A 6029-nucleotide genomic window follows, 5' to 3' on the forward strand; every position below is an offset into this window, starting at 1 on the left:
GAGTGTTGTCGGATTCTTGGGCCTGTTCCTTTTCGTTCATGGCTTTCAGTATAAGGCAGCTGAGGCAGGCAAGCAAGGGGCGGTATCGATCCCGGTTGCAGCAACCTTTTTATTTATGGAAAATATCGAGGCCCATATTTCCGTTTTTAAGGGCCTCAAAGGGCGTTTGGCAGGGTAGGGTATCCCAGAAACGGTTCTTGAGTATTATTTCCGAGAGCTAAAAAAAGAGGCTGCTTGGTGCGGCCTCTTTGGTTGATGGTTGTTGACTACCTCCGGGACTTGCTCAGCAGGTCAAGTAAAAGTGCGATGCCGATCCCGAGCAGATTGCCGATGAGGGTGCCGATGTTGGCGTTGTCTTGCTGATCTTTATTGGGCTGTTCGGTGGTCATGGTTGCTCCTTGGGTTTTGGGTTGAGCGCCGGTTTGGAAATGTTGGCGCTGGGTTATGCCGCTTTCTGTAGCTGCTGAATGAACGAGCTTGCGTCTTTCACGGTCAGGGCGTTTACGCCGCGCCCGAACGTATTCACTGAGATCACGTCCAGGTAGTCCTCGTCATAGCCGTTTCTTTGCCCGAGGCTGAAAATCGCACGGCGCTGTGGGTCTGTAAGAGGCGGTAGTCCTTCGCCCTCAGTGGGATGGAATGATTGCTGATGAGGCTTGGCCCTTCCGTCACCGTTACTTCTCGGTGGCCTGGGAGTTGAGGGCTGCGGATTACCGGCAGTCAGAGGTTGAGGTTCCGGGGTAGCCCGTGGAGTTTCGGGGTTGCTGATAGGCGCGGAAGGAGTTGCAGACGTTTGGCCGCCGCCCAACCAGGCTTTCAGCATCTGGCCGGTTTCCTCGGTAGGGTTGAAATAGGAGCCGTCGAACAGGCCGGTCCTGTCCTTGGTGGCCGTAGCAATGTGCCCGTCTACGGACAATTCCAGGACTGTCGTAAACTCGTATTCCAGGCCGTCCCGTTGGACAGGAGCGAGGCCGATCTTGACCGGGCGGGTCTTCCCGGTTTTCTCGTCTTTCACCACGTCCCAGGCTGTTTTTGATCTGATTGTGGCGATGATGTGCAGGGGTGCTCCGAGCAGGGCGTCCACCAGGGCGTTGTGCTTGGGGGAAGCCTCGCGCCAGGCTGCGAAGTTGTTCCGGGTCGCCTGAGATGCCTTGTCAACGAATTCCAGAATCCCGCCCTCACCAGCCCAGGCGTGGGTCAGGCTGTCGATAATCAGAACGTCGTACCCTGCTTGGCCTGCCTGTTTGATGGCCTGGACATATTTTTCTGGGCTGTAGGGCGGGGTCAGTTCGGCAACGTCGTAGTTAGCCAGGTCGGCGTAAAGCGACCCGCTCCCACGTTCTGAGTCTAAAAGGGCGATTCTACCTCCGAGGCCCTGGGCGATACGCAAGGCCGAGTAGGTCTTACCCGAGCCGCTGGGGCCGATCAGACCCAGGCGTAGCTTTGACTGGGTTCTTTGTGCTTTTTGAAACATAGCACCTCCTTTTTTTGGTTGAGGTTTAGAGCAGGCCTTGGGCCTGAAAGGAAAAATGCCCATCTCTTGCCACAACAACATGGTCAAGCAGGCGAATATCCAGAACCTCACAAGCCTTTTGCAGCTTCTCGGTAAGGCGCTGATCCAAGACGCTGGGCTTTGGATCGCCTCCGGGATGATTGTGGCTGACAATGATCGAACACGCCTGTTTCAGTAGGGCGTAGCGGATAATTTCCCTCGGATAGATGGCGGTGGTATCCACGCTTCCCCGGCTCATCACACGCCTGGCAATCAGGTTGATCTTGGCGTCCAGGAAGAAGGCCACGAAGTATTCGACCTTCTTGTCTCGGTAGGGCAGCATATGAACGGCTACGAATTCCGGCTGGGAGAGGTTGGTACAGGCCGGTCTGGCATCGTACAGTTCGGACAGCAGTTCTTTTACTCGGCTCATTGGTCGGCCTCCTTGTTGGGAATGAGAAAAGCCGGTTCTCTTGTGAAGAACCGGCCTTAATGATTTGTGATTGTTTGTGATTTGCTGGTAATCAGCCCTACGCGGTCAAGCCCATTCCGGCCTGCTTGGGGATCAGCGAGAGCAGGCTTCCCAGGTGTAGGGCCATTTCATTTACGGTTTCAGGTGAGTATACGGCGGCGATGCGCTTGGGGGCTGGGGTGGCGTCGGCTATCAAGGGCATGGTGCCATTTTTCGGAGCCGTTACGGCAGAGGGGAAGCCCAGCAGGTCCAAGTCCGTCTGGTCAATCAGCAGCACTCGCCGGGTCTGGTCAGGTGATTCCTCGCTCTTGAAGATGTGCAGATTGGTTGGGGACTTCTTGCAATCTCCGATCTGGAACAGAAGCGGGGTTTTGATGCAGGGTACCACGTTTGCAGGGTGTTCCATGGTTGCAATGGCCTGGGGAACCTCGTCGTGGAAGCTGATGGAGTTGGTTTCAATCTTCAGGGTGGTGGTGATCACTTGTTTCCGCATATCCTCGTCAGACAGGTTGAAGACCAAGCCCAGATCCGGCTCCAAAATGCTCTGGTGAACGGCCACGGCTCCGGAGATGATGAGGCCCCAATTGGCGATAATCATTACGGGGCCTGGCTTTTTTCTCAGGTAGGTCCGGATTGCTGATGTCTTGATGGTGGTTGTCATGGCGGGTTACTCCTTGTTGGTGGTTAGTAATGATTCTAGCAGCTTGAAGGCTTTTTCAGGCAGATGCTCTACCCGGTCCACAATTTCGCAGACCGGGAACAGGGCCGTGTAATGCAAATCCTCAATGCCAAGGGTTGCGACCTCGACGCTAAGGGTGCGGGCTTCTTCCAAGGCGATTCTTGCTGACTGGAAATCGTTAGGCTCCCCGTCCGTGAGTAGGACAACCAGCTTCCTGGTTTCAGTCAGGGGAACCATTGACGCCAAGACATACCGAAGGCTTTCCGCAAGCGGAGTGCAGCCACGGGCATAAAGTGGCCAGAGCATCGTTCCGGTCGGTTTCTGGCCGTGCTTGAGCAGCGGGGCCACCGGGTACACGTCGTGTCTGCCCGAGATGTCTTGGTTGTAGGGATAATGGGCCGGGAACAAGGTCAGAGCCAGGTTGATGCCTCTCTGGTGGGCCAGGGCTTTAACCAAGGCGAAAGCCACTTCCTTGGCTATGGCCAAACGCCGCCCGTCCATGCTTCCGCTGATGTCCAGTAGCAGGTGGATCGCTGTATTTACCTGCCTCTGACTGGCGTTTCGGAGGAACAGCTTGCTTTCGCCGGTGCGAATACGATGAAGGCGGGATCGGGCTATTCGGCTGCCGGAAGCGCTGGGCGTGTTTCTGGCCAAGCCTTGGGCCTGGAGTAGCCCCTTGAGATTCGCCATAAGTTTGGCCACCACCCCGGAAGAGGCTGTTACTGATTGCTGGGAGTAGCCGTACCGGGGCAAGGAAGAAGTTGAAGTAGCCTCGGCTATTCCGAATGCTCTGGGATTGTTGCCGCTGAGCTCCTCCGACTTCAGGGCCATGCTTTTGAGCTGCTGGCCAAAATCGCTGATCTCTTCCTGCGACTCCAGGGCCTGGGCTATGGCTTCTTGGGTCGGGGTTAGGCCCACGGGTGAAGCGTCGGGTGCTTCGTCCGGCGTATCCTGGCCGGGTGCTTGGGTTTCGGTGTCTGGGTCGGCTGTGAGATCGTCCAAATCTGCTGGATCAGGGCTACTATGTATTGAAGGGTCTGCATCGTCTTGGGCTCCTTGTTCGTCCAATGATTGGCCTGGTTGGGTTGAGGGGTTACTGCTGGGTGGGCCTGTTTCTGATAATCCCTGACTATCTTGGCCTTGTTCAGATTGGCTGGGATCGTCCGGCTGGTCATAATCGTCATGGCCTTGTTCGTGCTGATCTTGATCGTCAGGGATACTCTGTGATGATCCCTGATTGTCACAGGCTTGTTCGTGATCGTTAGGATGGTCCGAAGTATCCGTGCCGGTCTGTGATTGGCCTGATGAGTCCTGATGCTCTGGATCGTCAGGGATTTGCTGGGAATTGTCTGGAGAGTTTGACTGGTCCTGAGTGTCAGGGATTGTTTGGGATTGTTGGGGATTTGCTGGCCCATCTTGATTATCAGTAAGGGGCTGTTCCTCTTCCGTGCCTATCTCTGAATCCGAGCCGGAATGATCTTGAGCATCTCTGTGCTGCTTCAGAAGCTCAATAACCCTATCCACCAGAGCACAGACTTCTCCGGTGCTTTGAGCATTGCCGATTTCGGTAATCAGCAGGAACAGGTCTTTCTCCAGGGCCGGGCCGAAAGTGGTTAAAAACTGGTCACGAGTAGCTATGGCCAGTTCAGATAGCTCCGGTTGCTTCAGGTGGAGCGTTCGGAGAACCAGACCTATGTAAGCCGCAAGCACGGCATCAGGCTGGCTATCGGGGGGTAATTCAAAGAAGTTCCTATTGGTGGCCAGCAGTTCACGCACCAATGTTCGGAAATTGGTTGCCATTCCTGGGTAGATAGAAGCCATCTCTTTTTCGACACGAATATCTTCCAAGAGGTTCCAAAGTGTTTTGTGAAGAGGCGTTGATCTCGGTATTTGGTCAAGGTCTGTAAGGCGTATATGTGAGAGTTCGTGGTCCAAAAAACCGCGAGTAATCCACGAGTTCTCCTTACTGGTTAAGGGGATCGCAATATCTTGGCCGTCAGTAGACGCCGTGTTGTAGTTGCCGAATGTAACGGTCACGCCATGTTTTCGGCCCAAGCCAGACGCGAGTGCGGCCATTTGTGAGGGCGTGAGCAGCTTGGGCTTGTCGGCGGCCTGGGGTGCATGGGCGGTAACGACCGCCATGTTTTTCAAATCGTGTTCAAGGGACTGATATTTCACTTGGGTACCTCCTTTTCTTGGGTTCCAAAATGAAAAGGGCCTCTCCTGATTGTGGGAGAAGCCCTTTATTTGCTGGTATACATGACCGGATCAAAACCAGCCGGTAGGTAGTGACGCCGGTTTGGGCGGTGCTGAAACGGGTGCCGGTACAAAGGCCCCTGCCGGTGCCGGGGCAGGGTTGGTTTGCGGTTGAAGCTGAGGATGCGGCGCAGCAGTATCCACAGGCGGAACGTAGGCAGGATACTGGAATTGATACGCTTGGCCGCGTTCTGCCGCTTCCAGCACCTCGTTCAAAACCATGGGAGACTTGAGCTGCACCAACAACCGAACCAGCTTGAACAGACCCTGGCCTTCCAGAGCGCCGTGGGAGTCACGTTCGTCAAGAATGCCGGACAACTCCGTTTCAATAACCAGGGATGCCGGTGTTACGAATGAGAGCCCTCGGAGCTTGTCCGTTAGTTTTTCCAATCGGTTCAGATTTTTCGGAGTGGCTCTATCTCGGCCTTTCAGAGACTGATAGGCATCTTCGGCAAGAGTGGACACTTCCCGGAGCAGATTGTTGGTAAGATCAGTGGTTATTGTCTCGGCCAGATCGTCGCCCTGTTCCGCTGTACCCATTCTGAAAATACGCCAAGAGAATCCGAACCGCTTACTGACCGTTTCAGGCGTATCCAGATAGGGACGGAGGATCGAGGCCCATTTGTTGTTTTTCTGAAGCCACTCTTCCTGGGTGGTGTAGAAATCACGAAGGAAGCCATCCTTTTCTTGCTGAAACTCAGCTGCCAGGGCTTGAAGTGACGCTTCCACATCTGATTTGGCGTGGTCCGGGATGATCCAAACACGACCCCCGTAGAGGGAAATGCCGGTGGCCTCCAATACCGATACCGCTTTTGTGCGTACTGCCTGAATGGGTTTAAAGCTGTCTTTCGAGTGCAGCCGCTTACTACCAAGGGAAACCAGTTCTTCTGGGGGAAGTTCGTATCCCTGAAAATCCTCTGCTTTTAACGTCTTGCTTCCCGACCAGATCGAAATGTCGAGGATAAGGCCCAAAGATTGTTCAAAAATGCGTTCTTGTGTCATGATAGTGCCTCCTTATAGCTCATGATTAAAAATTCTTTGGAAAATTTCCTTGAAGATCGGTTGGCCTTCCTTGCTGGCCTTGTTCACAACCGTTGTTTTTAGTGCATAGCCGAGCGGGTTCTTGATCC

The 6029-nt window shown here is 54.4% G+C and carries 6 protein-coding genes; all 6 read right to left on the bottom strand.

Features of this window, described 5'->3' with window-relative positions:
- Nucleotides 1-266: 266 nt before the first annotated feature.
- The 6 genes from AC559A_RS18550 to AC559A_RS18575 all read right to left on the bottom strand — a co-directional run bounded on the left by AC559A_RS18550 (nt 267) and on the right by AC559A_RS18575 (nt 5901).
- Nucleotides 267-389 (bottom strand): hypothetical protein, encoded by a 123-nt coding sequence (locus tag AC559A_RS18550; RefSeq protein WP_498819185.1) that lies wholly within the window; start codon nt 387-389, stop codon nt 267-269.
- A gap of 53 nt (nt 390-442) precedes the next feature.
- Complete coding sequence (locus AC559A_RS18555) at nt 443-1474, bottom strand: ATP-binding protein (RefSeq protein ID WP_498819186.1); 1032 nt, start codon at nt 1472-1474, stop codon at nt 443-445.
- 25 nt (nt 1475-1499) lie between these two features.
- Nucleotides 1500-1925: a JAB domain-containing protein gene (locus AC559A_RS18560; protein ID WP_498819187.1), complete on the bottom strand. Its 426-nt coding sequence runs from the start codon at nt 1923-1925 to the stop codon at nt 1500-1502.
- Between the two features lie 97 nt (nt 1926-2022).
- Nucleotides 2023-2625, bottom strand: a complete 603-nt coding sequence (locus AC559A_RS18565) for a hypothetical protein (protein WP_498819188.1) — start codon at nt 2623-2625, stop codon at nt 2023-2025.
- Between the two features lie 6 nt (nt 2626-2631).
- Complete coding sequence (locus AC559A_RS18570; protein ID WP_498819189.1) at nt 2632-4821, bottom strand: VWA domain-containing protein; 2190 nt, start codon at nt 4819-4821, stop codon at nt 2632-2634.
- A gap of 90 nt (nt 4822-4911) precedes the next feature.
- The gene (locus tag AC559A_RS18575) at nt 4912-5901 is read right to left on the bottom strand and encodes a DUF3150 domain-containing protein (protein ID WP_498819190.1); all 990 of its coding nucleotides are present in this window, start codon (nt 5899-5901) and stop codon (nt 4912-4914) included.
- Nucleotides 5902-6029: the final 128 nt, after the last annotated feature.

The sequence above is a fragment of the Desulfonatronum zhilinae genome (assembly GCF_900182865.1).
Classification (GTDB): Bacteria; Desulfobacterota; Desulfovibrionia; order Desulfovibrionales; family Desulfonatronaceae; genus Desulfonatronum; species Desulfonatronum lacustre.